This window comes from Lonsdalea iberica (assembly GCF_002111585.1).
Taxonomy (GTDB): domain Bacteria; phylum Pseudomonadota; class Gammaproteobacteria; order Enterobacterales; family Enterobacteriaceae; genus Lonsdalea; species Lonsdalea iberica.
On record NZ_LUTP01000042.1, the window covers coordinates 1 to 26,365 of the forward strand.

Below are 26,365 nucleotides of genomic sequence, written 5' to 3' on the forward strand. Positions count from 1 at the left end.
GGCGAGTGGGGCTACGGGCCAAATGAAAGCAATCCAGGCCGGTAATCAGCTTGCCAGCGCACAGGCTAATCAGCTCCTGCAGATACGCTCACTTCTGGTAGCTCAACAGAATGCCGCAATGACACTTGCTCAAGTACAAGCAGATAAAGAAGCTCAACAAAGAGTAGCTGATGAGAACGTTTTAGCTGGGGAAAATAAACCAAGCCCTAAGAGAGTTTGGTGAGGATAAATAATGAGAAATAAATTTTTGGTATTATTTTCTGTAATAATTTCGTTGATTCTATGTTCTTGTGAAAGAAAAGATAAGGAGTGTTTATTGCCGCCAGAAAATACGCGTGATGGAAATAAACACGATAATTGTGTGCTTCGTAGTAATAATAGCCCAAGTCCTAAGAGAGATTGGTAATTATGAAAATTGCAAGCAAACTTACATGTTTAGGTGTAGTATTTTTCTTTTCTATGAATGCCTACGCAGGCCAACTGGATAGCAGCGGCTTACTTGATACTTTATTAGATAAGTATCAGCAAGTTGCCAGTACATGGACGACAGTAATTGGTAATTATGCAAATTGGCTGTTTTGGGGTCTGGTATTAATAAGTATGGTATGGACGTTTGGTATGATCGCTATGAAAGGGGGCGGCTTACAAGATTTACTTGCTGAAATAGTAAGGTTTTTCACCGTGAATGGTTTTTTCTATTATCTTTTAAGCAATGGCCCTGCGATATCTAAATCTATAATTGATTCTATGAGAGAGCTTGCCGCAAATGCTTTAGGAACCAGTGCGGGTATTTCACCCTCAAGTATAGTTGATATGGCCTTTGTGATATTAACGAAAATAAGTTCTGCAGCATCGATCTGGTCACCAATGATCTCCACTATTATGATCACTGTCGCGATAATCGTTTTGGTTGTAATGTCCCTTATCGCGATAAATATGCTAATAATGTTGGTTTCTGCGTGGGTGTTATGTTACGCCGGAGTTATATTGCTTGGTTTTGGTGGATCGAAATGGACTTCTGATATAACAATTAATTATTTGCGTACTGTTTTATCAATCGGTATTCAGCTGTTCACAATGACATTAATTATTGGCATTGGACAGTCATTTATAGATCAATATTTTTCTATCATTAAAAATGATGTTCCTGATCTTAATAGCCTTATTGTTTTGCTTCTGGCGTCAATTATCCTATTAGTATTAACGAATAAGCTGCCACTGTTGTTATCAGGTGTTGTAGGAGGGGCGTCTTTACAAGGAATTGGTGGGTTTGGGGCGGGTATGATTACCGGCGCTGCCGCTACTGCCATCAGCGGTGCTGGAGCAATGGCAATGGGGGCATCAGCTCAAGTCAGCGGCGGAGCCTCTGCATTAAAGGCAGCGTTCGAGTCTGCGCAAGCTGCCATGGCCGAAGAGTCGGGTTCTGGTGGCGTAATTGGTGATGGTGAGGATACCGGTTCTGTAGACACGTCGGGAGATCAACCATCCAATAAAGGTAGCTCCAGTGGGGGAAGCGAAGGTTTTGCTGCATCCTTCTCGCGTGCAGGCCGTATGGCAAGCCATATGGGAAGCAGTATGGCTAATGGAGTTGCTGAGTACCAGACAATGAAGCGAAGTAGCAATTCTTCTCGTGTCCAACAGACTATTGGAGGGGAGTTGGCGACTCAGATACGTAAACAAACAACTACTCGTCGGGAGAACCGCGAACATGATGATTTTGCCGGAGATAGCTTATCCGGCAATAATAAATCTTGAATCACACGCGTCAGTTAACGAGGTAGCATGAACTGACGCTTCCACTGAGCGAACTTTACTCCTGCAACTCAAAGGAAAAACCATGCCCAGGACTCCCTATTCACGGTTACGCATTGAGGGCTTCCGCAAAGCAGAGGCTTACCTGAGGCCTGAAGGAATGGACCCCAGTGGTACGCCACTGTACGAGTCCGTTAAGGCACGTATTATTTCAGGCGAGCTGACGTATGAGCAGGGGCGGTCTGAGATTTTTGCATACTACACAAAATCAGATACCTCCGGGTCTGTGACCGTGGGAGAAATGCTGGCAGAAGAATTCTTAAAACCGCTGAACATGTCTAATGATGAACTAGCGGAAGCTATGGGTATTTACCGACAGGATATTGAAGATATCATCCACGGTCGGCGTCGTCTTAGGGATGATGAGGCTCGCGTTCTTGCTGCTATATTTGGTACTGATGAAGACTTCTGGAGTAATCTACAGAAGTTGCAAGATCGGAAGAAACGACGGTAGAAATAATAACTCAATGCCATGATATCTGCGCAGCCCCTCAAGTGTCATGAAAGTAGTTCTTCAAGTCATAGCATCTTGAAACACCTTCGATTGTCAGGTAACGATCTTATATAATATAGGTCTTTGACTTTCATAACTTTTGGGAGCTTTAATGCATCTAATAATGCTCGATACATGTGTTTGGCTTGATATTTCCTCTAAAAAAGCTGAATTGCCAATGCTTACTGCCATCGAGCATCTGGTAGAGGATGGGAGTATCAAAATACTACTGCCCGATCTGATACGTGCCGAGTACGAACGAAATAAAGATAGGGTGATTGAGGCTACGCGAAAACGACTCTCCAGTGAATTTCGAGTAATTAAAGGGGTAGTTGAGTCTTTTGGCGGTGAAGGTAAAGATACTGCGCTCAGGACCTTAGATGATGTTAATCACAGATTGCCTATTCTTTCCGAAGTTAATCAAAATACAGTAAATCGTGTTACCAAACTTTTTGACATGGCCCACGAAGTTATAATCTCTGATGCCGCAAAAATAAGAGCGGCAGAGCGGGCTATCGCTAAGAAGGCACCGTTCCATAAGCAGAAGAATAGTGTGGCTGATGCAATGTTAGCAGAAACTTTCCAAGAGTTTCGGCTGTCGCATATGAGTGAGTACGAAACCTTTAGATTTGTCACTCACAATGTGACGGATTTTTCCGGCAAAGACCACAGGCAGCCACACGACGATTTCGCAGATATTTTTGACGGCAACAGCTCTTTATTCTTTAACGCCACGAGCTCTGCCATCGAGGATCTGCTCGATCTTGAAGAATTTCACTATGAGAATAGCTTTGCTTGGGAGGACGAAACTCGTGGGCTTCAGGAAATCATATTTGCGATGGACGAGCTCTTCGATAAAGTTTGGTACAACCGCCATATGAACATGATGTATCACCTAGATAATGGTGATATAGAGGTAATCCCCGCTGGCACAAAACGCCACGGCAATGATGTGATTCACCAAGATACCCTCGACCAAGCAAAAATTGCAGCTCAACGAGTCAGGGATAAATATGAAGATACTGGGCCTTGGAGCGACTTTGAATGGGGGATGCTCAATGGGAAGCTTTCTGCCCTGCGATGGGTCTTGGGTGATGAGTGGGACATGCTTGATACGTAAGTAAGGAAGGCATTGCTGCTTATCGAATGGGCAAAAGCTACGCTGGCGAGCCGCTATCTTGGAGGATGATTACGGGAAGAGCTGCATAAAGACATTGCAATGAACCGTTTTTGAACTTAATGTGTAAAGTGTAACGTCACACTTTACACAGAGGCAGCGACCATGACTGATGATTCCCTCCCCGTTCATCCCGGTTCCTATGTTCGGAAAAACGTCCTTGATCCTCGTGGGCTCACGGTTACTGAGGTGGCGAAGTTGATCGGCGTTAGCCGCCCGGGCCTATCGAATTTTCTCAATGGGAAGGTATCTGCAACGCCCGATATGGCAGCACGTCTTGAACGTGCTTTCGGGATTTCCGCCAAGGCCATTCTCGATTTGCAGACAGAATATGACGCGCAGGGTGATAAAACGGCAGGCGCAGCTCAAAAGGCGCGTACTTACGTGCCCCCTTTTTTAAATGTCCAAGCCAACGATCTCGTAAATTGGTTCACAACGACAATTCTTGCGCGCACTAAGCTGTCGGTGCTGCTGCGAACGCTCATTCACTCCACGGGACGTGATCTTCAGAAAGTAGATTTCCCCGGTAACGACGATGCCGAACGTGCCGGCTGGGACGGCTTCATTGAGGCCAGTTCTGGTACACCTTGGATACCTTCTGGTGTCTCTGGGTGGGAGTTCGGTGTCACTGCGGATATTAAGGCCAAGGCAGAGGGGGATTTTGCAAAAAGCGTCCGGGCTATCAAGAGCGCTGAAAGGGCAAATATTACGTTTGTCTTTGTCACTCCAAGGCGGTGGCCGGGTAAGACGGCCTGGGTCGCGGATATGAAGAGCAAAAAGCTTTGGAAAGACATTCGTGCATACGACGCCAGCGATCTTGAGCAGTGGATGGAGCAATCACTCGCGGGCCAGACCTGGTTTGCGAACCAGACGGATCGTCCTTCTAATGGTGTCAGAACCTTAGAGCGTTGCTGGAGCGATTGGGCAAACGTAGCGGCCCCCGCGCTTCATCCTTCTCTTTTTACTACGGCGAATGAGGCGTGGAACGGCAAGATCAAATCCTTCCTGGCGAAAGACGATGCGAATCCCTTAGTAATAGCGGCTGACTCCGTTGAAGAGGCGCTGGCGTTTTTAAATCAAGTCTTGGCCCCCTCCGAGTTTGAACAGTATAGGGATCGGGTGTTGGTATTTGACAAGGCAGGAGTACTCCCGAAACTCGCCCAAGGCACTACCGATTTCATTGCAGTAGCCCATACACGGGAAGTGGAACGCGAGCTTGGCCCCTACAGCTCATCGCTGCGAACCATTGTTGTTTATCCCCGCAATGCTACTAGCGTGGAGCCCCATGTCGTGTTGGAGCCACTCGGGTTCGAGCCATTCACAAAAGCTCTGGAAACGATGGGCAAATCGCGCGATGACATAGCGAAACTAACGAACGCCTCGGGGCGTTCGTTGACGGTTCTTCGACGTCAACTCTCGAATATTCCGGCAATCCATACACCTGCTTGGGCTGAAGATCCAAAAATAGCATCGGGGCTTGTTCCGCTCGTGCTTGTCGGCGCATGGGACGCCCAGAACAAGGCGGATCGAACTATCCTGTCCCATCTGGCTGAGGCACCTTTTGAGGTGCTGGAAAAGCGCATTCTTGATTTGTTGCGGCTCAACGACTCTCCAGTTTGGTCAATTGGTGGGTACCGGGGGGTGATTTCGAAAATTGACTCCCTCTTCGCAATTGCGGGCACGGTCTCCAAGGCCGATCTTGACCGCTTTCTTGACGTTGCGCGGACTGTACTGGGTGAAGATGATCCTGCCCTTGACTTGCCCGAGGAAGATCGTTGGGCGGCGGCCATGCATGGCAAAAGACGAGAGTTCTCCGGGGCAGTGCGAGAAGGCGTTTCCGAGACTTTGGTTTTGCTGGCTGTGTACGGTAAGAGTCTCTTCGGGAAGCACCTTGGCTTTGATGGGGAACTGGAAGCTGCGAAAATCGTGCGTGATCTTCTTGTGCCTGTAACGACTAGAAAATTAGAGGCTAACGGGCGCGACCTCCCACTTTATGCAGAAGCGTCTCCTGTCGAGTTCCTTGATATCATCGAGCGTGATCTGCGAGCAGAAAAGTCCGAAGTCATGAGCTTGCTGAGACCTGTCGATACCGGGCTTTTTGGTTCATGCCCGCGCACTGGACTGCTTTGGGCTCTCGAAGGACTTGCTTGGAATCCGACTACCTTCCCGCGGGTAGTGAAGATTCTGGGTCAGCTTTCTGAGGTAGAGATTAACGATAACTGGGCAAATAAGCCTATCGAATCGCTTGGTTCCATTCTTCGTGCATGGATGCCACAGACGGCGGCAAACCACGAGATGCGCCTGAAGGCGGTCAGCATGCTTTTGGATAAGCATCCGGCGGTCGGGTGGAAGGTTTGTCTCCAGCAGTTCGGTGATTACGGGAGTCGCGTCGGCGGCTATAGCCATAAGCCGAAGTGGCGTCATGATGGGTACGGATTCGGGGAGCCTTTCAAAACATGGGGACCGATCCATGCATTCGTCAGAGAGATGGTGAAAATCGCGCTAAGCAGGCCTTCCTACACGGTCGAGATGTTATGTGACCTTGTGTCAAGGCTAAATGCAATTGCGTCGGAGGACCAGGTGCGCGTATGGGAGATAATCGACGAGTGGCGCAACGCGGGTGCTCTTGACGAGGAGGTTGCGAAGATACGCGAGAAAATTCGTGTGACTGTCCTCTCTCGTCGGGGGCGTAAAAAGGTCAATGAGGAAGGGCAAGCGAGCCTGACGGAAAAAGCCAAGGCGGTCTATGCCGAGTTGCAGCCCAAGGACACTGTGAACAAGTATGAGTGGCTGTTTCGTCAGGGATGGGTTGAAGAGTCAGGGGACGAACTCGCAGGTGACGAGATGGACTTCCGAGCTCGTGAGCAACGTATAGATAAGCTCCGCGTTCAAGCCCTGACAGATATTGTGCAAGAACGAGGTATTACAGGCATTCTCGCGCTCTCTGAAAAAGGAAGTTCCCAACGCCAAATCGGCGCTCACCTAGTGTCAGGCATACTTACCGACGAGCAGATTGAAGATTTGCTCTTGCAATGCCTACGTCCGCCAGAAAAAGATTCGATTCGTGACGGCATCGTCGCCGGGGTGCTCTGGACGTTGGACGAGGGTAGAGGAAAGGCGATATATGCGAGCCTGCGGGGCAAAGTTGCCGAAGAGGAAGCGCTCCGTCTCTTGCTCCTTTCTCCTTACCGGGCATCTACCTGGGAGCTTGTCGATCAACTTTCGGCTGAAGCTCGCAATCGGTACTGGGGTGAAGTGGTTCCGCAATATGTGTTTGACTCGCCAGAGGAAAACAACGAGAGCGTTCGCCGCCTTCTTAAAGTCGAACGTCCTAGGGCAGCCTTTGCATCGATCCATTTCAAGCTTGAAGAAATACACCCGCCTCTCCTTGTGCAGATGCTATCTGCCATGGCGAAAAATAGTAAGGATAACGCTGGAGAGTACCAGCTGCACGACTACGATGTGCAGCGTGCCTTCCAGCTTCTCAATCGCAACTCGGACCTCACTCTAGAGGAAAAGGCTGGGCTAGAGTTCGCATATTTAGAGGTTCTGGCTCGCTCTTTCCGAGGGGAAGACCAGCAGCAGATTCCAAACCTTGAGCGCTACATTGAGGAACATCCTGAACTGTTCGTGCAGGCTGCAGTGTGGGCCTATAAGCGCAAGGACCGTGGCGAAGACCCCCCCGAGTTTCGCGTTACCGAAGGTCGCGAGCATTTGGCACAGCGGGGGTATCGCCTCCTTGATGCCATTGAGCGTATCCCTGGTCAAGACAAGGTAACTAAAGAGGAACAGCATGAGACGCTCGCAGAATGGGTTGCAACGATAAGGAGGTCTTGTGCTGAACTCGACCGCGCGGAGATTGCGGATGTGTGCCTTGGAAAGCTATTTTCTAATGCACCGGCTGGCGAGGATGGCGTGTGGCCAAACGAGGCCGTTCGCGATGTGATGGAGGACTTGCGGTCTGAGGATATCAGCAGCGGGGCACATACGGGGTTGTACAATGCGCGCGGCACCCATTGGCGTGGGGAAGGTGGTGGTCAAGAGCGAGAGCTTGCAGACAAGTATCGCGCTTGGGCCGACGCCTTACAATTCACACATCCCTTTGTGTCGTCATCGTTGATGATGTCGATGGTCAAAACGTATGAGCAGGAAGCTGAACAACAGGATACTGAAGCCGGTATCCGACGTCGGCTAAGGCATTAAAGGAGATAATATCGCCAAGATTTGCACTTCATGGCATTGTTCATGGTATCAATGTGTTGTTTTTACTCAACTGATTGATATGTATTAGAAATATGGTTCTGGTGATAATGGAGTGGGAGTGATTTCGCGTCTGGCAACAGCCTGCACGTAAAAGCAGTAAAGTACCTCTAAGCCCGCGTAACTGCGGGCTTTTTTGTTTTTGTGTTTGGTACCTTCTGGCAGCTGTTAGCAATGGGAAGCACGGTTTTTTAATGGGGGGGGAGAGGGCGGCGAGACTAAATTTAGGGGACTACATAACCACTAGCGGCGACATCAAGCCTGTGGCGGGTAGAGCCTGATAGGGTTGGGGGAAGGAAACCGGGCTTGAGATGGTATTCATTTAGGGCAGGCAAGTTCAAGTTAGGAAATAAAACAGAGAAAAAGACAGGTTGAATAGAAAACTCATTCATAAATTTAAGACATGCGATGGTTTATCGCTGCTTTCTGTCATTCCTGCGCTGTCGCTTTCCAAATCCTGATAGGTATCATAAATGTTTATATTTAACAATGAGTTAAATAAGATGATATCCTGGTGGGAACGATACGATGTGTTCAATCAAGGCGCTTCATTCCGCTTATAATAAGGGGTTATTGTTAATAATCTCAGAATAAATAATATTTCGAAACGAATAACTTAGTGACATCTCATGCCTGCTTTTTTTCATGTAATAAGCATTCAAACTAGAATCATGTGCAAAACTAAATATGGGTTAAACGAGAGGTGTTAATGTAAGTAAAAAGGTATTACTCAATATGTTCAACTCTACTTATTGCGTGAGTTAGTGTTAATGATCTCAGGACATGGGGTGCTTTGAAACAAATCACATAACTACATCTTGTATCCGTTCTTTTCCCGAAAATATGTATTAAAACTTTTACTTAATTACAAAGATAAACGGTGGTTAAACGATTCGCGTTAATTTTTATAATGTGGATGTTGCCATTTTGTTTTTTTATTCACTTTTAAACACTGATGTCGTGATTACGAATACATGACGAAAAAGTTAATTTATTTATATTTTACAGTGATTTTAGCTGGGGGTGGTTTTTTTGTGATGATCGGAATCAGCGATCGTTATCTCGCCGTTTGATTTGTATTGGCTATTAATATAAGAATATTGATCGCATTTGACGATCGGTGTTGTTTATGGATAATTGCGCCAGTCAATTTTAGTACCCAAGTGAAAATATTGACATTTTGATTCAGATCAAATTACAGGGTTGGAGGTTTTTTTTCTGGTGAATAATGACGCTGTGCCGCGTCTCGCCGCTCACGTCGTTGTGGTGGATTAGTGTTGGATTTTTTGAAAAGCAGATTGGAGGTGCCGGGTTCAGGTCAAAAACCATCCTCCATGGGGCTCTAACGCTAATCGCTGGCTGATCGAACGACGGCGGCAGACTTTATATTTGGATAAAGATTGAAATTGTTTAATGGGTCACGATAACTACAGTTATTTTTTATTTCACCCGAAGCGAATTGCCTGTGTGCTGGATTGGTTGTGCGGAATGAGATGGTTATTTACGTGAGGGGGGCGTTGATTTAGCTCGGGGGTGTATTAGTTTATCGGGTTATTTTTAATAAAGTTATTACTCTTGCTTTAGTGTTTTCTATTTTTTAGATGTTCCGTTTTGCGAGGAAAACATATTTTCTGGCGAAAGTGCGGGGGAATACCTCTGTCCATTTTTTGAGTGGATAAATGTATTCGCCTAATGTGCGAATGAAGTATGACATCAAAGGCGTAGTGTTTTTGATTGTCTGATGAAATATATCAATATCAAATAGCAGGATAAATAAATGAAAAAACTCATTCTGGCTTCATTGTTACCGGTGTTAATGGCTGGGTCATTCTCTTGTTACGCTGATGAAGAGCCCACTAACCCGACGACGGTTTCACCTACGGCAGTTAGCGTTGACGGCGGCAAAATTAACTTTACCGGATCCGTTGTCGCTGCGCCGTGCGCGGTAGATAACTCCTCTGATGGTCAGAGCATCACTCTGGGTCAAATTGCCACCAATCAGTTGGCAACAGAGGGTGCAACCGGCTCTGCCGTCCCCTTCACCATCAAGTTAGTGGGGTGTGACCTGTCACCCCAGGCGGGTGCCGCGACCGGGACGAGCAACTACACCAAAGCATCCATCACATTCAATGGCTCTACCGTGGATTCCACCACGCTGCAAGTGACCGCAGACGGCGCAGGGGAGTCGCCGGCTAAAAACGTAGGCATCCAGATTATGCAGGCTGGGCAGACCGTCAAGGTCGACGGCAGCAACAGCACCACATCACAGAGCATCATCGCGGGTGAAAATGAAATCCCATTCACAGCAACCTATGTAGCAACCGGTACATCTGTTACCGCGGGCGCAGCAAATGCTTCCGTTAATTTCAAAGTGAACTACGAGTAATCGCTGAGTCATTGTGTCCGCGACATTGGTGTCGCGGACATCGGTTTTATCATCATCAAGGAAAACAATCGTGCTCGGTTATAGATTTCGTAACACCTTATTTGCAGCGCTTATGTCGACGGTAAGTCTGATGCCTTCCCTGGCAAATGCAGGCGGTATCATGTTGGGGGGAACCCGCATTATTTACCCGGCAAACCAGAAACAGCTCCCCTTGTCCGTGCGTAATACCTCGGAGCAAAGCAGCTTCCTGGTTCAGTCCTGGGTCGAGCAGTCCGATGAGAAAAAGAGTCAGGATTTTGTTGTTACCCCGCCACTGTATGTCAGCGGCCCGGGTAATGAGAACACCCTTCGTCTGATGTATGTCGGCGCACCGGCAGCGACTGACCGGGAAACACTTTATTACTTCAACACCAAAGCTATCCCTTCAGTCGATAAGAAGAAAATGGAAGGCAAAAACATGCTGCTGCTGGCGGCTGTCACTCGCATCAAATTGTTTCTGCGCCCAGCCGGATTGAAGCCGGCGGTAGATAAAGCGCCAGCTGAACTGACATTTCACCGTGCTGGTGGCCAGATACGGATTGACAATCCAACACCTTATTATCTCACTCTGGTTGAGATGAAAATCGGCGGAAGTCAGCTGCCTGACACCATGATTTCCCCGCGCAACAGTACCACGCTAGCGCTTCCGGCATCCCCGGGCGGAACGGTAACGTACCGGACAATAAACGATTATGGCGCGGCGACACCGGAAATGCGCTCAGAGCTGAAGTAACGCGTTTTTCGTTTTTTTTACTCAGGTTTGATTCGGGTGCTTGCTGAATGCAGATTCTACATAACAACAAACTACACAAGTTAAAGCCAGCACCAGAGCGCAGGCGATTTTGTGCCATATCACCTGTGGCGGCCTGTGTGACTACCGCATTGATGCTGTCATCGTGCGCGCATGCTGAACTTTACTTCCCGGCGGAGCTTGTCGCGTCGGATGCCAAGATGGTGGCAGACCTGTCCCGTTTCGGGAAAGAGGGCGCTCAATTGCCGGGGAATTATCAGGTCGACATCTATGTTAACAATAAACAAGTGACCAGCCGCAACCTACGGTTTACGGACGCCCTAAGTCATGGCGATGACCCTACCGGGCCTGCGGGTGCGGGACAGCGCAACGCTTCAGATATCCGTGACAATACCGGACTGATGGCCTGCCTGACCCGTCAGGATCTGGAGGATCTTGGGGTGAATCTAACGTCATTCCCCGACCTGAAAGCGGTTAAGAAAAATGTGTGCATTTCTCCAGGAAGATACATTCCGGATGCTTCAACCTCATTCGATTTTCAGAAAATGAGGCTCGATATCAGTATTCCGCAGGCCGCCATGCGCAACCGCGCACGCGGCTATATTTCTCCGGAACGTTGGGATGAAGGGGTAAATGCAGCCTTGCTGAATTACAGCTTCAGCGGCAACACCAGTCACGGTCGGTATGGCGACAGTAGCAGCCATTATCTGAACCTGAACAGCGGGCTGAACATAGGGCCATGGCGAGTGCGTGATTACCGGACGTGGAATGAATATGAAAGCCGTTATTACCGCTACCGCAAATGGCAGCGCGTTAAAACCTATGCCGAACGAGCGATAATTCCTTTACGCAGTGAACTGGTCATGGGAGACAGCACAACCAGTGGCGATGTGTTTGATTCGCTTGGATTCAGGGGAGTTCAGGTAGCGACGGATGACAACATGTATCCGGACAGTCTCCGGGGATTCGCGCCCGTTATTCGGGGTGTGGCCACCACTAATGCGAAAGTCAGCATTAAACAAAACGGCTACACGGTCTATCAGACCTTTGTTTCACCCGGCGCGTTTGCAATTAACGACCTTTATCCGGTTTATTCCAGTGGCGACCTTGAGGTGACGGTTACGGAAGCGGATGGCGGCACGCATATTTTCACCGTGCCTTATTCATCCGTCCCCGTGCTGCAGCGCGAAGGTCATCTTAAATATGCCCTGACGGCAGGTCGGTATCAGTCGGGAAGTGACAGTGACAATAGCCCAGAGTTTGCTCAGGGTACGCTGATCTGGGGGCTACCTCACAACATTACGGTTTATGGCGGTATGCAGTATTCGCAGAACTATCTGTCCGGGCTGATGGGGGGCGGTTTGAATCTGGGGCAACTGGGTGCCTTTTCTGCGGATATCACTCAGGCGGACAGTACGCTTGCGGACGGCTCCCGTCATCAGGGGCAGTCATTACGGTTCTTATACGCCCGCTCGCTCAACTCTCTGGGTACAACGTTCCAATTAACGGGATATCGTTACTCCACACAGGGTTTTCACACTCTGGATGAAACGGCCCTCAGGGGAATGACGGGGTGGCGCTATGACACGGATACCGTTGACGCCGAAGGTAGGCCGGTAAAACGTCCTTATACCGATTACTACAATCTGTACAACAACCGGCGGGCGAAAATTCAGGCCAATATCTCCCAGCGGATAGGGGATATCGGCTCTGTTTACCTCACGGGGGTTAGGCAGACATATTGGAATCGCGCAGGCGCCGCGGATTCGGTGCAGGCCGGGTTTAACAGTTCCGTGGGGAGCGTCAGTTACAGCCTGTCATGGAGTTACAGCCGGGAAGCCGGACAGGATGGAGCGGATAAATCGCTGTATCTGTCTTTATCCGTTCCGTTGAATGCATTGTGGTCCGGCGAGGAGGGAAAAAGTCATCATCCTGTGTATGCCACCTACAGTGCCGGGCAGGACACTCACGGCAATATCACTCATCAGGCCGGCCTTAGCGGCACAGCACTTGAGGGGAATAATCTGGGCTGGAACGTATCTCAGGGGTACACGCGTAGCAGCGGCGACAGTGGCAGCGTAAGCGCGAACTATCACGGAGGATATGGAAGCGGTAACGCAGGTTATAGCTACAGCAACACCTACAAACAGGTGAGTTACGGCGTCAGCGGGGGCGGGCTGCTGCATGCAAACGGCCTGACACTGGGACAGACGATGGGCGAGACCGGTGTCCTGATTGCAGCGCCGGGCGTACCCGGCGTAGCGGTGGAAAACGAGACCGGGGTTCGCACGGACTGGCGCGGGTATGCTATCAAGCCCTATGCCTCCATTTATCGGGAAAATCGGGTCGCGCTGGACACCGCATCGCTGGACGACCACACCGATATCGATTACGCAGTCAGTCGCGTGGTGCCCACCCGCGGAGCCATTGTGCGGGCTTCGTTTAAGGGGCATTCCGGCAGCCGCGTACTGATGACGCTAAAGAATAAGGGCAAACCGGTACCTTTCGGAGCGATGGTGACGGCCGGTGAGCGGTCGGGCATTGTGGGTGATGATGGCCTGGTGTATCTGTCCGGGATGCCGGAGCACGGGACGGTCAGTGCGGATTGGGGGGACGGCGCGGACAAACGGTGTTCTGCCCCTTGGACGCTGCCAGCAGGGGCTGACAAACAGCCCTTGGTGAGGGTCAACATGGAATGCCACTGAATAATCGAAGGCGCGAAGATGCATTATTTACCGGTATCAAGATGAAAAAAACAGACGGGATTAAAAAGTGAAGTTAAATACAAATGTAATCACTACGGTTTTTTCCGCAATATTATTGCTGATGAACAACCTGTTGAATGCTGTATATGCTGCCGATGACACGGCGACTATTACTATCACCGGCACAATAAAGGCGAATACATGTGCAATTGACGACAGTTCTAAAAATCAGACCGTCCTTCTTCCTGATATTGCGGACAGAGATATCCAGAAAAATAAAACAGCGGGAGAAAAAAAATTTCAACATCACGCTTACAGGCTGCGGCGATGCTGCCTCTGCCGTTAAGGTGACAACGTCGGGCACTCCTGACGAAGCAGATGTAATGGCTTTTGCTAATAACGTGAGTAGTGGCGATGGTGGGGCGACAGGCGTGGGTATTTATGTCTACGAAACAGATAACGTAACGCAATTTAAACCTGACGGGAGTACGACAGAAACCAGCAGTCTGACGCCTTCTCAGGATAATACCCTGACTTATAAAGTTGCTTATGTCGGAACCCAAAATAGTGCGACTGCGGGTAAATTTAGCTCGACAGTAAATATGAAATTTGAATATCAATAAGTTTTATATCGCTTGAATGCAGATGACGAACCTATTAAATCAAGGCGAAATACCTTTTGGAAAAAATAAACTTCATGAATCTCAAAAGTACAATTATGAACTTGACCGTTAGCATAGCGATATTCCTTTCTCCAGAAGGGTATTGTGGCGTTGGTGATCATATAAACTGGTATGGAACTGCCGGGGGAGATGATGGCTCAGGCATCGCAAGTTTAACTTTGCCACCACCCAGTCAGAAGACCAGCTCCGCCTCTATTAGCCAAGGTAACGTTTGGGTAAGCGATAGTCCTGATGAGTATGACGTCGATTCACAATGTATTGTGTGGTCAGGAAGCGCAGTGATGGATGTCACCTATAAAGTTCATCGCGGTGGAGCCGCTGATAATGAAAAAGTCTCTTTGAGCTCGGACTTTCTTCTGTCAAATGCACATATGGATGGCCCCGAAGTAAGCAAAGCAATGGATGCCGTAACCATCAATAGTATTGATACGTCATCCCTGAAAATGACGAACGTATGCGCTGATAGCAAAAATTTGAAAGTCACCAGAGAAATCAGCGTGGGTGAAAACCACTGGGATCTCTATATTTCAGGAGAAGTTCCCTACAAATCTCAATGTTCATTATCTACTGATGCGCTGGTGGATATTGGCGATATCGCAATGAGTGAACTCTCCAGCGCAGGGGATAGTTTACTATTTAGTAAACAAAAAGAATTGCCTGTGAAATGGCAGTGCACAGGCAATCCGGCAAAAGTGAATTTGATACTGTCCACCAGCAAAAATGATGGCACCTGTATCGGCACAGATAATGACTCATTACGGTATTGTCTTTTTAGAAATCAGGTCGCTATCGACATGACTAATAGCACTTCCTCGGTAGATGTAGCGGAGGACCAAGGCGATACGGTCTTGACGATTATTCCAGGTGCCGGAAAAACACCGGTAATAGGTAAAAGCCAAGGGGTGATGGTCCTGAAGATTGAGCCTGAATGAATCGCCACGAATAATTTGGACGCCTCAGGTCCGCATGTGGTTATCCTTCATCTAACCCACGTTACAGAGATGCTTTATTTTTCGCTACAGTGGATGACGCAGTTCAAATTCGTCATTACTTAATAACTTCGCGTATTGATGCTTCACTTCATTGTGCAAAACCAGCGTCAACGGGGTTCTCCCATCCTGCAAGTGGAGCGCTATTATGCAAAGCTATTTAGCCTGTGCAGTCAATTTTAAGCTGGCTATTTCTAATCATGAACGGACAATAACTATTGTCAGAGAGTAGTGCTAAAACGTTTCGGATTGGTACGAAGCCCCCAATAAGGGGGCTACTAGAAAACGCGGGTGCGGAATGTTTATTGATCAATTATCAGCAGCTATCAGGTTTTTATTCCAAATAAATATTTTCACTCCTTCAGCCTCGATCACTTTGTCTGGATTGCCAAATTGCTTAATAACGGTCGCCTCAATATCGATATTATTGATAATGACAAAATTATTTCCTGCATTATACCATTTATCTTTACTAAGCCATTTCATCTTGATTAGCTTGGTGCCGTCATAATAAACTGGTGCAACTTGCACGTTATTATAGATGGAAATAGATGAGGCGTGCCAAAACTCAGCGTAGCCTTTTTTAAGACCGTTCTTCTGGATGATATCAGAAACGTTGTGCATTGGATTAATAGCTTTGGGAGTATTTAGCATGTTGTGGATGCTATAAGCTGATGCGATGAGCATAACTGAAAAAACAAAAGTATTAAATCTTGTGTTTAGAGTTATGGCATCAGTTTTTCTACTGATAAATATTATTATAAATATAAAGAATGGTATTATGTACCTTATCGATGATACACCAACATTTACGCTGCTTACTACAAAAGCCACGGGCATAACAAGTGTTGCTGTACAAAGGTAAATATCGACATTATCGAAGTTTCTTGCTTTTTTTAATTTTAAAAAAACATGGCAGTGATATAAAGAAGGCACGAAAAGGATAAGCAAATGAATACAGTCTGATGATTATGTGGGCCTGTACCAAAAAAGAAAGAGTCCTGTAAGCGTAAAAAACCTTCAACTAATATATTCAAATTACTATAAAAGTTATCTAACGATACAAATGTTGGAGACGAGTAACCTGGGACATTAAATCCGTATTTTTTAAATAGAGCCCATATCATCAACGATGATGCATATGAAAATAAGGACATAATAGTAAGTCTAGACCAACGATTATGTGTTTTTCCTTGCAGAAAGGTCACAAAAGATACTGTTAAAAACGGAAGGAGTATTATGAACAGAGAGATGCTATCACTAAAAAAAGCCATAGTGAGTATGAAATAATTAATTACAAGGTGATTTATTGAGCCACCCCTAACATATTTTACTGAAAGCAAAAAAGATATTAGACTAAAAATGTACGTTCCGATATGAATTACCGGTACTAATATATTGCTTGCCAAGAATAAACCGGGTGAGCCTAGCAAGAATAATGTAAGGAAAAAAATCCGCCTTTTTATTATCGCAGCAAGCTATTACAAGCGTACATAAGATTACCAGATATACTGCCGGTATTGCATAGTTGTACATGTAATGATACCCACCAATAAGTATCACTAATGAATACCAAACTATTTCTGTAAAATAAAATGGGACAGTGGAGAGGCTCCAACCTTTAAGAAATACATTACCTTTACTTACATCGCTGGCAGCAAGAAATCCAGAAGCCATATCGGAATTAATATCTATTCTTTGACCGATTTTATAGTAGATAAGTGACGCGATTATGGCTATGACTAAGTATACTCCATAGTGGATGAAATTCCTTTTATTCATTTTTTAACCCGTGTTAGATGGTGGCATTGTAGAAGCTTATATTACATTCAATCTCCTCTTACATCTATAAAAAATGTACAACTAGGGTGCCGGCATATCTTGGTTGTATATATCTATTTTGCTAGATATTTGAAGTTAAGGTCATCTTTTCAAATTTTAGTTGAGTCAGTCACAATTCCTGCTACTGGACCTTAGATCCTAGCCGCGTAACGTGGACACCACCCTAAGTGAGATTCTGGTTTTAAAATTGTTTCTGGCTGAGATCGCCGCAGGTACTGTGACGACGCCAGCGATTGTAATCCCACTCGATATATACAAACTCTATGTTTCGCATTATTTCAAGGCTAGCGAAATGTTCACCGTGGATGCATTCCACCTTCAGTGAGTGAAAGAAGCTTCCCGCACAGGCATTTCCATAACAGCAGCCTTTCGCACTCATACTGCCACGTAGATTATGCCGTTTCAGCATTAATCCGCTGAACAATACTGACTGCCTCTGTCTGTATGAACAACAACCTGTTCTAGCCACTTCCGAGACCACAGCGCCATCTATAACGCATCGCAGACCAGCTGTGCCGTCATTCGCGAGGGCGTCGACCAACCGATAACTGACCGGGAACGCAGGTTGATAACGACCGCAAGGTAAAGCCAGCCTTCATTTGTTCGTCAGTACGTGATGTCGCCCGCCCACTTCTGGTTCGGGACGCTAGCGATAAAGTCCTACTTCAGCAGGCTTTCCGATATAAGTAGGGCGTGCGTACGGTAGCTGACCAGACTGAACTTTCGGCTGGCTTTTGCCCACGGCCCCTGACGATGCAGGCTGAAGGCGATGGTTTTCGTGTTGTATTCCGGCAGTTCGGCTGCAAGACGCGGTACACCATACCATTGTTTTGCCGCAATGAATGCCTTGCGAACAGCATTATTGCAGTTAAGGCGGAACTGCTGACGCGGGCAGATCTGATAATGCCTCAGACGCCAGGCATACCAGCCGCTACGGGCGACACGCAGAACACAGCCTGATATTGTCGATAAAGACATATTTCATTTCGGGCACTTCGCGAAGTATGTCGCGGCCATTTTGGCGAATGGCCCATTCCTGATCCCGTACTGCCAGCTGTCGCTTTAACCGGACCATTTTATGCAGCCTGTTCACTTTCACGTTTTGACGAAGTCATTATCTGCTGTCGTTTGCTGCGTCAGGAATAAAGCTGCGATTCATACAGGGTGAGTACGCGGGCCGCGGCAGCAACACCAATTGGCTCAGTCACTTTCAGTCAGGGCTTCAGCGCGAAACTCCGGTGTATGCCGCTTATGGGGTTTCTTGCCGGTTGATGTCGGTTTTGTCGTGAGTCACCTCTGATTGCAAATTTACTCACTTCGTCGCGTGTCCACTATCGGTGGGCAAGAGCACTTATGATGTCGCGCCGCGAGGCACATTTATGGTGTTTTCATGTGCGCAGTGAAGTGTGGGGCTTGGAAGTCGGGTCTGAATGTTGTATGACCGTCAAGGTGGACAAAACTCGCCAAATGAAGAGGTATTATGTTTAGTGAATACTCCAAAACCCGTTAAGGCTGAGTGCATATTCATAATAACACTGGAGCAGGACTTTCAATAGCCACAAAACTGTACCCATCTCATTAATTCTATTTCGACTTTATTTTTCACGCTTGATATTTTTACGGAAATAATTCAATGAGATTGTGTTGTGCTATTTCCGACACGACCACTTCTTATTTAATGCGCTATTGGCAGTGATACCCTCATTAGACCGCGATTAAGACTAGCGGAAATAAATATTAAGACATTATTCAATAATGAGGAGTATGACCATGAACGATAAAACAGAATTCAATACCGCGAATGAAAATGCGGACGATACGGCGGTTAAGATTTATCAATGGCTTGTCAATTTACCGACGCGTTCAAATAAAAAACTGATCTCCGGCGCGTTTGGCGGGTACACCCATATATCCGGCGAAGATGCTTTTTCAATGCAGCAGGCGGAGGCGATATGCGCGGCTACGGGGCAATTCCCCGCGATTTACGGCGCGGATTACGCGCGCGGTTGGGATATTACCGCACCGGGCGAGGAGGCGAATTTAATCGACTCTGGCTGCAACGCCGAGCTGATCAAACACTGGGAGAAGGGCGGGTTAGTCGCTATCAGCCATCATCTGCCGAACCCTATTTATGCGGGGAACAATCCGGGAACGGATGTGGGTGCGCTGAAACAGCCGATCAGCAATGAACACTATTCGTTGATTCTCGTGTCGGGTTCCGATGAGCGCCAGCGCTGGCTAGCGATGCTGGATAAGATCGCCGAGGGGCTGATGGAATTAAACCATCGCGGTATTACGGTATTTTATCGGCCGTTGCATGAAATGAATGGCGAGTGGTTTTGGTGGGGGGCGTCCGGATATCAAAACAGCGATACGGTGCGCATGGAGCTGTATAAAATGCTCTATCAGGACATGTTCAACTATTTCACCTATCGCAAGGGGCTCAATAATCTGCTGTGGGTTTATTCGCCAGATGCTCATCGCCAATATAAGTCGGACTACTATCCCGGCCATGCATATGTGGACATTACCGGGCTGGATATGTATTTGGATAATCCGCAAACCCTGTGCGGCTATCAGGAAATGGTGGATTTAGGAAAACCTTTCGCCTTTCCTGAAGTTGGACCGTCGACTCTTGAAGGGCAATTCGATTATGAAAATATGATCGAAGTTATTCTCTCTGCCTATCCCCAAACGACATTATTTATGCCGTGGAATAATGTTTGGGGACCACTGAAAAATATAAATATGGGCGGCGCCTATAACCATCCTCATGTGATTAATCGTGGCGATGTCTGGAATGGCAACGTGCTTAGTCAGACGTGATCGGTAAACCGTTGGTAAGAAACCGCATGGGCGAGTGGCCTGTTCAGGAGCGCCAAGGGAATCAGCGCGACATTGCCTGGCATCAGGGTTCCGCTCGCTCACCTACGCATTTCCCACGCAGGTTATCTCAGCAGGCATTGAGGAGTGATTAGCGAGGCACCTTTTCCCACCAGCGCTCGACGGTCGTTTCGCTGTCGTCCAGCCACAGCGGTTGGCCGATCAATGGCGTCAACAGCCGCCAATCATGACGCTTACTGGCTTTTTCGATACGAATAAACGGATCGTTCCAGTCGTGCTGCGCCAAGGCGAACTTACCGATATGTCCGGGCAGCAGGGCGCGCGCTCGCAGGTCTGTCGCTGCCTGAGCAGCTTCTTCCGGTCGCATGTGGACGTGCGACCAGCGTTCGTCGTATTGACCGCTGTCGAGCGCGACGAAATCAAAGCCGCCGTGCAGTTCGCCGATTTTTTTGAAATGCGCGCCGTAACCCGAATCTCCGCTGAAGTACAGGCGTCGCGTAGCTGTTTCCAGGGCGAAAGACACCCACAACGTGTGGTTCTTTTTGAATAATCGACCGGAAAAGTGGCGCGCGGGTAAAACCGATATGTTGATGCCATCCCCCAGATTCAGTTCGGAAAACCAGTCGGCTTCATGAACATGCCGCGAATCAAATCCCCAGGCGCGAAAATATTGGCCCACGCCAAGCCCGCAGATTACCTGTTTAACTTTGGGTCTGAGCGCAATCAGGGTGGCGTAATCCAGATGATCCCAGTGATCGTGCGTCATCAGCAAATAATCAATGTTGGGCATATCGGCCGGCGAGAAAGGATTGGTGCCCCGAAAGGCGCGGTTACCGAACGGGACCGGCGCGGCATTTTGGTTAAGCACGGGGTCGACCAACAGACGTTTTCCCGCCAGCTGCACATAAAACGAGGAGTGGCCGAGCCAGATTACAACGTCCCGGTCGGCGGGCAACGCCAACAGCGAGGTATGGGCAGTGGGGAGCGCTTGACGGGGGCGACGGCGCGGGTTGCCGTGCAGGGCAAAATCCAGCATCAACTTGGCGATATTGCCGCCGCCGGTCAAGACGGGGGTGGCCTCGACGTTGTGAAACTGGCCTTGCTGATAATGGTCCGAGTCACTTGCCTTAACTTCGGGAACGCTGATTTTGACAAACTCGGGCCGGTGAAGGTAAATGGCGGGAAGGACAATGAATACCACGATTATCACTAATGAAGTCAATAACATGCTTCTACCCGTACTTGATCGCAAAGCGTTGGAAGAGAGAATCAGTTCTTAATCAGTGTACTGCATCGTGCCGCGTTGTGCCGTGGTGTACCGGCTGACCTCACGCCTCTTCGGAACGCACGACCGGTGCGCGCCGCCTATTCGATTTCCTCGGCATTACGACGCAGTGCATACCGCGTTGAATCGCCGTCCGCAAGAAGCAGGGAAGACAAAACCGCCAGCGCGAGAGACGCGTCTGGCGGTAGAAAGAATGCGTTAATTGACGTGATACAACGGGTATTTCGACCGTCAGGATGAGCTTTCAGCCGGACCGAACACCGAGAACTCCGGCAGTTTGACCCGCTGGTAGGGTTCCCAGCCCCCGCCCAAGGCTTTATACAGCGCCACCAAATCCAGATTACATTGCACGCGCGCCATAATGGCCTGTTGTTTGGCCTGCGCGAGCTGCCGCTGTGCGTCCAGCGCCTCGATAAACGACGTCAGACCTTTGCTGTATCCGTCACTCGCCAGGTCGAATGCGTTTTGCTGTGATTCGACGGTGCGCTCAAGCTCTTCAACCTGCTGCTGATCGGTCCGATAGCTGATCAGCGCATTTTCCACGTCCTGCAAGGCGGTGAGTACGGTCTGACGGTAACCCAGCGCCGCGCTGGCCTGCTCCGCACGGGCCAGCTTGACGCCGGAGACCAGACGGCCGCCCTGAAAGATGGGAATGGAAACCGACGGGCCGAAGCGGTAGAAGTGGCTGCTCCAGTTGTCCATGTAACTAAAATCGGTATTGCGCATGCCGAGCTGCCCGGTCAGCGACAGATCGGGAAATAGCTGCGCCACGGAAACGCCGATGTTGGCGGTGGCGGCGTGCAGTTGCGCTTCCGCCTGACGGACATCCGGGCGGCGTCTGGCCAGCGTCGACGGTACGCCGACCGGCACGGCTTTAGGCAATGTCGGCATGGCTTTCGTCGCCGCCAGTTCATGATCCAGCGCGCCCGGCACTTGCCCGGTCAGCACCGCCAGCCCGTTCATCGCCTGCCGCACTTGCGCCTGATACTGCGGCAGTTGCGCTCGCAGCGAACTTAGCTGGGCTTGCGCGTTCTCGACGTTCATCTGCGGCGAAAGGCCGTTGCGTTGCTGGCTTTCTGTCAGCTCCAGCGTCTGTTGGGCAATCTCAATTTGGCTTTCCAACGTCTGATAGGCGGCCTGCGCGCCGCGCAGCTGTAAATAGGTTCTCGCCACCTCGGCTTCCAGCGACACCAGCGCATCATTACGGCTCTCTATCGATTGCTGCTGCTGAGCGTCGGCGGCTTCCACCTGACGACGCACCTTGCCCCATAAATCCAGCTCCCAAGACGCGTCGAAACTGCCCTGATACAGGCCGACGGACTTGGTCAGGCTGTCGAGCGAAGACGTCAGATTGGGATCGACCTGATCCACCTGACCATACACGTTATGAGACTCCATCAGGCCCTTAAGTCCCAATTGCTGTCGCTGCGCTGAAGCGCTGGCGTTGACCGATGGCAGCCAGGCTCCGCGAGCCTGATTCAGCTGCTGGCGCGATCCGGCGATGCGCAACACCGCCTGTTGCAAGGTGAGGTTGCCGGCGATTGACCGGTCGATCAGGCTGTCCAGCTGTGGGTCGTTAAACGTTTTCCACCAGTTGGGGTTGATCTCTGCGGCCAGCGTTTGCGACGCGCTGTCAAATGCCATGTCCTTGAACGCGCTCGGCGTGGCAGGGGACGGCGCCTGATAATCGGGCCCGACGGAACAGGCCGACAGCGTCAGCAAGGCGGCGATCACCGTTCCGGCTCGCAGAGAGGAATGGGGTAAAGAAACCTTCATGTTAATGTGCTCCAGCACTGCCTTTGCTCTTGATGGGAGAAAGCAGCAAACAAAGAGGAATGAGAAGCAGAGCGATAACGCTGAGGCCCGTGAAAACGTCTATATAGGCAAGGATACGCGCCTGGGCGATCATCTCTTTATACAGTTGACCGGTGGCGATAGACGTCGGATCGCCCGCCATCATGGAGAAATTCTTAATCGCGTGGGTCAAACGCGCCAACGCCAGATTGAACGGCTCGTTGAGCGGGGTCATGTTATGAACCATATTGGCGCTGTGCGCCTGCTGCCGCTCGGTAATCATCGCGGTGGACAGTGAAATGCCGATCGACCCCGCCACGTTGCGGCACATGGTGAACAGGGCGGAGGCATCCGCGTTCAGCCGTTGCGGAATCGACACAAAAGCGATGGTGGTCAGCGGCACGAACAGGAAGCCGAGCCCGATGGTCTGGGCGCTACGCATCAGTATTAGCGTATAAAAATCCACGTTCGGCGCCAGCGTCGACGAATACAGGAAAGAAGCGGCCAGCGTGGAAAAGCCGAACGCAATCATCCAGCGCGTCTGCACCAACGGCATCAGTTTTAACGCTAACGGGATGGTCAGCACCACCAGAATCGCCCCCGGCGAAAGGATCATACCTGACCAGGTCGCGGTGTAGCCTAAATCCTGCTGCGCCAGCTGCGGGATGACCACCGCACTGGCGTACATGACCAGCGCCATGCCCGCCATAAGCAGGCAGGACACCGCAAAGTTGCGGTCTTTCAGACAGTGGAGATCGACCACCGGTTTTTTGGCGTACAGCAGCCAGTAGACCGCGCCTACCAAACCAATCGCCGTCAAGATGGCAAAGGTAATAATGAAATTGGAGTGGAACCAGTCGTCGTCCTCGCCGCGGTCAAGCATGACCTGCAGACATCCCAGCCCTAGCGTAAGCAGGCTGATGCCGATGTAGTCGATGCTGAGTTTTCCCTTCGCCGATTTTCGCTCCCACGGCGGATCTTCCAGCAGATGGTAGATGGCGAGGACGCTCAAAATGCCGATGGGGATGTTAATGAAGAATACCCAGCGCCAGCTGTAGTTGTCGGTGATCCACCCGCCGAGCGTCGGCCCGATGACAGGGGCGACGATCACCGCAATAGCGGACAGGCCGAAGGCTTTACCGCGATCTTCCGGTTTGAAGTAATCGAGCAGCACCGACTGCTGGACGGGCTGCAGGCCGCCGCCGAAGAAGCCCTGCAAGATACGGAACAGGATGATCTGCCACAGCTCCGTGGCGACGCCGCACAGGAAAGAGCAGATGGTGAACATCACAATACAGAGTAGAAAGAAGAGCTTACGGCCGAAGACGCGGCTCAGGAAGGCCGAGATGGGCAGCACGATACCGTTGGCGACCAGATAGGATGTCAGCACCCACGTCGACTCGTCATAGCTTGAGGACAGCGAGCCCGCGATATGCGGCAGCGCGACGTTGACGATGGTGGTATCCAGGATCTCCATGAACACCGCCAGCGTGACCGTGATGGCGACCAGCCAGGGATTCCCGGCCGGCTGCCAAGTCTGGTTCTGGCTCATTCCACCGTCACCTTGGGCTCAACCGACAGGCCCAGCGGCAGCGGTCTTTGCGGATCAAGACCTTTATCAATGACGATTTTCACCGGGACGCGCTGCACAATTTTTACATAGTTTCCGGTCGCGTTTTCCGCTGGGAATGCGGAAAAGCGCGAGCCCGAGCCCATCTGGATGCTGTCGACGTGACCTTCGAGCTTCATGTCGGGCCACGCATCCACGGTGATATTCACTTTATCGCCTGGCCGCATCCGCTCCAACTGGGACTCCTTGAAGTTGGCGGTAATCCAGGTATTCGGGGACACCAGCGAGAACAGGGCCGTGCCCGGCTGCACCAGACTGCCCACCTGCACGTTGCGGCGCGTAATGAAGCCGTCGTACGGGGCGCGGACTTCGGTGTAGGAGAGATTCAGGTTGGCGGTGTTGAGCTGGGCTTGGGCCTGCTCAACCTGACGCTGACGCGCTTCGACGTTGGTGGCCTGCTGGCGAATTTGCAACGCGACCTGCGAGGCGACTTCCACCTGCGCCTTGGCGCTCTCCCATTCAGCGCGGGCGCTTCTTAACTGCGCGCCTGCCGCATCAATGTTGCGCTGCGAGGTGGCTCGCGGGTCGACGCCCCGTTGACGTTTGTCATCTTCCTGCGCATTGAGGTAGTTGGCCTGCGCTTTAGCCAGCGTCGCCAGCGCCTGATCTTTCTGCGCGGGATACTGAACCTTCGCCAGATCTAACGCGGCCTGCGCCTGATGCAGCTGCGCCATCGCCAGTCCTAGCTGCGCCTGCGCCTGATCGCGCTGCGCGGTGTTATCGCGAGGATCGATGATCACCAGCACATCGCCCTGTTTAACGAACTGGTTATCTTTCACTGACAGTTGAGTGACGTAACCTGAGGCTTTCGGCGCGATGGTGACCGCATCGGAATCGGTAAAGGCATCATCGGTGGTTTCGATATTGCGGCTGGTCAGCCAGAAGAACAAGCCGATGATTAGCATGACCACCACGACAATAGCCAAAATAATCAGCGGCTTTTTTCCGGGCGTTTTGCGTTCCGTGGGCGCGCTGTCTGGGTTGTGGTTCTGCGGATTGTCGTCCTGATGACGCGGGTCATTCTCAGACGGAGAAATAGATTGATTAGCCATAGTTCTCATCGATAAACGACGGACTCAAACCAAGTCCGCGAAATGAATACTGCCATTATGAGACGGACGTTAAATCCGGCACTCCCAAATACAGGCGATTGCGGATGGAGGTGATTGGCGTAACTCGCGTTGCTGCTTCCCTTTCCCTCTACGCTTTTTTTGACCTTATGACTAACGCGTCTGTCAATCAAGGTAGAGTTAAGTAAATTCGTGGAAAGAAAATGCAGGAATAAGCGTCAAAATATGCGTCTTTCGCGCAACCAAGTTTCGGCTTTTTGGCGATGTCCCGGAGCGCCTTTTGTATAGAAAAAATCGCTATATGGCGTCTAATTAGCCGGAATATCGTCATATATCATTATCGACTCGCCATTTCGGTTTCGTCATCAAATCGGCTCCAATGGGGCGTTTGTCTGGGCTGAACAGGTAATTTTTGGGAAGAGTACGTGACATGATTTGTAACGATATTGGCAGTCAGTTTCTTTTTGTCGCCTGCTAAGTGCTTGAAAGCTTATATTTTCGCTCCAGACAGACAAAACGGTTTGTGTCAGTGACGTGACAAAAACGGGGCTCCCCTATTGCTGAGTGACTTTTTTGTAAGCTCTAAAATAATTAACATATAGAAC

Annotated in this window: 15 protein-coding genes and 2 pseudogenes; 11 read left to right on the forward strand and 6 right to left on the reverse strand. The window is 49.8% G+C overall.

Annotation, left to right across the window (positions count from 1 at the left end; genetic code table 11):
* From AU511_RS13670 to AU511_RS13715, 10 genes and pseudogenes are all read left to right on the forward strand, one after another.
* Positions 1-223, forward strand: a pseudogene (locus tag AU511_RS13670) (P-type conjugative transfer protein TrbJ); the annotation flags it as partial.
* A 185-nt stretch (positions 224-408) separates the two neighbouring features.
* Entirely contained in the window at positions 409-1,755 is a 1,347-nt protein-coding gene (gene trbL / locus AU511_RS13675) for a P-type conjugative transfer protein TrbL (protein WP_094110021.1), read from the forward strand.
* Between the two features lie 82 nt (positions 1,756-1,837).
* Entirely contained in the window at positions 1,838-2,266 is a 429-nt protein-coding gene (locus tag AU511_RS13680; protein ID WP_094110022.1) for a HigA family addiction module antitoxin, read from the forward strand.
* A 151-nt stretch (positions 2,267-2,417) separates the two neighbouring features.
* Positions 2,418-3,425: a PIN domain-containing protein gene (locus AU511_RS13685; RefSeq protein WP_094110023.1), complete on the forward strand. Its 1,008-nt coding sequence runs from the start codon at positions 2,418-2,420 to the stop codon at positions 3,423-3,425.
* Between the two features lie 162 nt (positions 3,426-3,587).
* Positions 3,588-7,685 (forward strand): HigA family addiction module antitoxin, encoded by a 4,098-nt coding sequence (locus AU511_RS13690; protein WP_094110024.1) that lies wholly within the window; start codon positions 3,588-3,590, stop codon positions 7,683-7,685.
* A gap of 1,834 nt (positions 7,686-9,519) precedes the next feature.
* Positions 9,520-10,128, forward strand: coding sequence for a fimbrial protein (locus AU511_RS13695; protein WP_094110025.1), 609 nt, complete (start codon positions 9,520-9,522; stop codon positions 10,126-10,128).
* Between the two features lie 13 nt (positions 10,129-10,141).
* Positions 10,142-10,900, forward strand: a complete 759-nt coding sequence (locus tag AU511_RS13700) for a fimbria/pilus periplasmic chaperone (protein WP_240503840.1) — start codon at positions 10,142-10,144, stop codon at positions 10,898-10,900.
* A gap of 47 nt (positions 10,901-10,947) precedes the next feature.
* Positions 10,948-13,623 (forward strand): fimbrial biogenesis usher protein, encoded by a 2,676-nt coding sequence (locus tag AU511_RS13705; protein WP_094110027.1) that lies wholly within the window; start codon positions 10,948-10,950, stop codon positions 13,621-13,623.
* A gap of 203 nt (positions 13,624-13,826) precedes the next feature.
* On the forward strand, positions 13,827-14,246 hold the full coding sequence (locus tag AU511_RS13710; protein ID WP_167372043.1) for a fimbrial protein: 420 nt from the start codon (positions 13,827-13,829) through the stop codon (positions 14,244-14,246).
* 56 nt (positions 14,247-14,302) lie between these two features.
* On the forward strand, positions 14,303-15,238 hold the full coding sequence (locus AU511_RS13715) for a hypothetical protein (protein ID WP_139829387.1): 936 nt from the start codon (positions 14,303-14,305) through the stop codon (positions 15,236-15,238).
* 366 nt (positions 15,239-15,604) lie between these two features.
* Here the strand turns inward: AU511_RS13715 and AU511_RS17310 are convergent, their stop codons facing one another.
* Positions 15,605-15,949, reverse strand: coding sequence for a hypothetical protein (locus AU511_RS17310; RefSeq protein WP_139829388.1), 345 nt, complete (start codon positions 15,947-15,949; stop codon positions 15,605-15,607).
* A gap of 1,369 nt (positions 15,950-17,318) precedes the next feature.
* Positions 17,319-18,424, reverse strand: a pseudogene (locus AU511_RS13730) (IS3 family transposase); the annotation flags it as partial.
* A 483-nt stretch (positions 18,425-18,907) separates the two neighbouring features.
* On the opposite strand from AU511_RS13730, the gene AU511_RS13735 reads away from it, so the two are divergent.
* Positions 18,908-19,963 carry a glycosyl hydrolase gene (locus AU511_RS13735; RefSeq protein WP_240503841.1) on the forward strand — a complete coding sequence of 352 codons (1,056 nt, stop codon included), beginning with the start codon at positions 18,908-18,910 and terminating at the stop codon, positions 19,961-19,963.
* Between the two features lie 148 nt (positions 19,964-20,111).
* Here the strand turns inward: AU511_RS13735 and AU511_RS13740 are convergent, their stop codons facing one another.
* From AU511_RS13740 to AU511_RS13755, 4 genes are all read right to left on the reverse strand, one after another.
* A complete protein-coding gene (locus AU511_RS13740; protein ID WP_094110033.1) occupies positions 20,112-21,209 on the reverse strand; it encodes an MBL fold metallo-hydrolase in 1,098 nt (365 codons plus the stop codon).
* 288 nt (positions 21,210-21,497) lie between these two features.
* Positions 21,498-23,042 (reverse strand): efflux transporter outer membrane subunit, encoded by a 1,545-nt coding sequence (locus tag AU511_RS13745; RefSeq protein ID WP_094101587.1) that lies wholly within the window; start codon positions 23,040-23,042, stop codon positions 21,498-21,500.
* Between the two features lies 1 nt (position 23,043).
* Positions 23,044-24,612 (reverse strand): DHA2 family efflux MFS transporter permease subunit, encoded by a 1,569-nt coding sequence (locus AU511_RS13750; protein ID WP_094110034.1) that lies wholly within the window; start codon positions 24,610-24,612, stop codon positions 23,044-23,046.
* On the reverse strand, positions 24,609-25,742 hold the full coding sequence (locus tag AU511_RS13755) for an HlyD family secretion protein (RefSeq protein ID WP_420843460.1): 1,134 nt from the start codon (positions 25,740-25,742) through the stop codon (positions 24,609-24,611). The genes AU511_RS13750 and AU511_RS13755 overlap by 4 nt, the downstream gene beginning before the upstream one ends.
* Positions 25,743-26,365 lie beyond the last annotated feature (623 nt).

What these genes read in the sequence shown, in the direction of transcription:
- trbL (WP_094110021.1), top strand. Translation starts at nt 409, where the DNA reads ATGAAAATTGCAAGCAAACTTACATGTTTAGGTGTAGTATTTTTCTTT.
- AU511_RS13680 (WP_094110022.1), top strand. Translation starts at nt 1,838, where the DNA reads ATGCCCAGGACTCCCTATTCACGGTTACGCATTGAGGGCTTCCGCAAA.
- AU511_RS13685 (WP_094110023.1), top strand. Translation starts at nt 2,418, where the DNA reads ATGCATCTAATAATGCTCGATACATGTGTTTGGCTTGATATTTCCTCT.
- AU511_RS13690 (WP_094110024.1), top strand. Translation starts at nt 3,588, where the DNA reads ATGACTGATGATTCCCTCCCCGTTCATCCCGGTTCCTATGTTCGGAAA.
- AU511_RS13695 (WP_094110025.1), top strand. Translation starts at nt 9,520, where the DNA reads ATGAAAAAACTCATTCTGGCTTCATTGTTACCGGTGTTAATGGCTGGG.
- AU511_RS13705 (WP_094110027.1), top strand. Translation starts at nt 10,948, where the DNA reads ATGCAGATTCTACATAACAACAAACTACACAAGTTAAAGCCAGCACCA.
- AU511_RS17310 (WP_139829388.1), bottom strand. Translation starts at nt 15,949, where the DNA reads ATGCTAAATACTCCCAAAGCTATTAATCCAATGCACAACGTTTCTGAT.
- AU511_RS13735 (WP_240503841.1), top strand. Translation starts at nt 18,908, where the DNA reads ATGAACGATAAAACAGAATTCAATACCGCGAATGAAAATGCGGACGAT.
- AU511_RS13740 (WP_094110033.1), bottom strand. Translation starts at nt 21,209, where the DNA reads ATGTTATTGACTTCATTAGTGATAATCGTGGTATTCATTGTCCTTCCC.
- AU511_RS13745 (WP_094101587.1), bottom strand. Translation starts at nt 23,042, where the DNA reads ATGAAGGTTTCTTTACCCCATTCCTCTCTGCGAGCCGGAACGGTGATC.
- AU511_RS13750 (WP_094110034.1), bottom strand. Translation starts at nt 24,612, where the DNA reads ATGAGCCAGAACCAGACTTGGCAGCCGGCCGGGAATCCCTGGCTGGTC.
- AU511_RS13755 (WP_420843460.1), bottom strand. Translation starts at nt 25,742, where the DNA reads ATGGCTAATCAATCTATTTCTCCGTCTGAGAATGACCCGCGTCATCAG.